At 51.4% G+C, this 2,444-nt stretch carries 2 protein-coding genes and 1 pseudogene; 2 read left to right on the top strand and 1 reads right to left on the bottom strand.

The window, feature by feature from the left end:
* Both PPL9_RS34225 and PPL9_RS14075 read left to right on the top strand, forming a co-directional pair.
* A pseudogene (locus PPL9_RS34225) lies at positions 1–152 on the top strand (HlyD family type I secretion periplasmic adaptor subunit); the annotation flags it as partial.
* A 119-nt stretch (positions 153–271) separates the two neighbouring features.
* Positions 272–1,090, top strand: coding sequence for an aminoglycoside phosphotransferase family protein (locus PPL9_RS14075; protein WP_057463298.1), 819 nt, complete (start codon positions 272–274; stop codon positions 1,088–1,090).
* 240 nt (positions 1,091–1,330) lie between these two features.
* Here PPL9_RS14075 and PPL9_RS33325 read toward each other — a convergent pair.
* Positions 1,331–2,444: ExeM/NucH family extracellular endonuclease (locus tag PPL9_RS33325; protein ID WP_208989369.1), on the bottom strand; the 1,114-nt coding region annotated here is incomplete at its 5' end.

Consider the following 2,444-nt stretch of genomic DNA (forward strand, 5'->3'; position numbering starts at 1 on the left):
TCCTGGAAAGCGAAATGCCGAAGCTGAACGGCCAGACCCTCGTGCCGGGCATGCCCGTCGAAGGCTTCATCCAAACCGGCGAACGCACCGTCCTCTCCTACTTCATAAAACCCATGCAAGACCAAATCGCACATGCGCTGAAAGAGAAGTAAGGAACCCCTTACTTCCTTGGAACGAAAGCAAACACTGCGACGGAAAGGGATCTAAGGCCCCTTTCCGTACGCTGCTATTCAATAGAGCTCTGTTAGCCAGAACAAATCACGGACATCTCATGATAGACCATGCAGAAGTCTATGCACAGAAATGGCAGCTTAAAGAAATTTCCTATGAGGGTGAAACCACTTGTAGCAATTTTTACTCCTGCCGCTCCGAAGAGTTTGGCCCAGCTCTACTTAAGATTCTTAATTCAAATGGCTTAATCACCGAGAGAGGTGGCTTCGCACTGTTAGCGAGATATAATTCCAATTCTGCCGTAAGAATATATGAACACGATGAAACCGCAGCATTGATGCAATGGCTCGATGGCCCGCGCTTGCTGGATATTATAGATCAGGGACATGAAGAAGATGCACTTAATATCCAGTTAGAAATCACCGGTCAGCTTTTAAAATCGCAAGTCAGTTTGACAGGTCTTAAGACACTCGAACACCTCATGGCAGACAGCCTTAATATGAAACCAAAGGCCGTGCCAGTTTGGGCACAGGACGTCGTTCCAATCGCCCAAGCGATAGCACACGACGTTATGGCAAATCGTACTGACTGGCAGGCTCTTCATGGTGACCTTCACCCCCGAAACATCATCAAACACAGAGCAACGTGGCGCGCCATCGATGCTCGGGGCCTATTAGGGCCTCCAGCACTTGAGTATGCCAATCTTTTTATTAATCCGTGGGACAGAAAAGAGCTGATTTTCAAACACGGACGAATGGAAGAGCTTGCCAGGCGAGTCAGCATACACTTGGGTTGCGACGTGAGGGAAGTTGTCTCATGTGCGATCACCAATGCACTTTTCTATGCACAATCGAGCTTCCTCATTGGACAAGGGCGACACCCAATCAAGTGCATTCGCCAACTGCTGACAATTCTATGAGCGACATGCTCGTCGGAGCGTAAAGTATCGCCACTACCGCTGCTGTCTGTAAAGTAGACGAGCTAGCACAACACAGCTGCTTTCGCCCTCAAAGAGCCCTCAGTTTACCACCAAACATCGCAATCTTTACCTCCCTGTTTTGGGAGTGATATCTGTTTGGCCAATAAAAAAGCGGCTCTGGGAGCCGCTTTTTCTGTTCTTGTGAAGGCCCTCACAAAACTGCGAGGGCCTTCTTTTTGCTCAAACGAGCATTTCGCTTGGGCTGCTGAGGTCCAGGCCGATGACAAGTGGGTCATGGTCGGATGCGCCGTACTGGTCGTCAGTGTAGAAACCAGCATCGGTGAAGCGGCTGTTGTAGCTGAGCAGGTCTGGCTCATCAGCATTGATGTGCCACTCAGCAAGGCCGGTTACCTGATCAGCAAGGCTGTCGGATGCCAGAGCGTGGTCCAGAGAACCGCGCTGACCATCAAACACGAAGCTGTAAGCTTCATCGCCCAGGTACTGAGACAGAAGATCGGTCATATCGCCGCCCTCTACCAGTTCCTGTACGGAGTCGCCTTTACCGTAGGTGTTCAAATCACCGATCACGAGGATGTCCGGATCAAGACCGGCACCTGCATATTCTGTTCTCAGCCACTCATGCAGCTCTTTTGCTGCATCTTCACGTGTCTGAGCCCAGAAGGCCTGCCCATCGCCCTGATCGTAGTTTGGATCAGCGATCAAGGCATCCAGATCTGCCTGTACCTGGCCGACATCAGCTGCCGGAATGGTACCTGCATCCAGTTTGCCCTGAATGTCTTCCACCAGGTCGCTCAGGCCACTTGGACCCTTGGACTTGTAGTGGTTGACTGCGAGGGTAAAGCGCTCGCCGTTTGCATCCTCAAAAGTGGTTGCAACGGTTGGGCGGTTACGCTGGAAGTCACCTACATATGAACGATCAGCAAAGTCCTGCAGACGATCCGCAATCGCGTATGTCGCATCCGCACTTGTTTCCTGATAGGTGTAGGTTTCTGTCTCGATGACAGTCAGCTTGCCAGGACGATAGATCATACCGGTGGTGATGGCATCAGACCCAATCGGAGCCCCGTCAGTCGGGTTCACGAAGGTGTAAAGCTCATCAGTCCGGCCCTGAGCGGTCAGTTCCGCATTCAGTGCATCAACAAGAGCGCTGATTGCAGAGGCATCATCAAAGCCGTTGTTCTCCAGTTCCTGAAGACCAAAGACATCCGCATCGATATCAAGCATTGCCTTGACGATCTTGTCGGTTTGACGCGCAAGATCTGCCTCGGAGCTCGCACCGCGCTGACCAAGAGTGGTGAAGTAATTCAGCACGTTGAAGCTGGACACTTTCAGA

The sequence above is a fragment of the Pseudovibrio sp. POLY-S9 genome (genome assembly GCF_001431305.1).
Classification (GTDB): Bacteria; Pseudomonadota; Alphaproteobacteria; order Rhizobiales; family Stappiaceae; genus Pseudovibrio.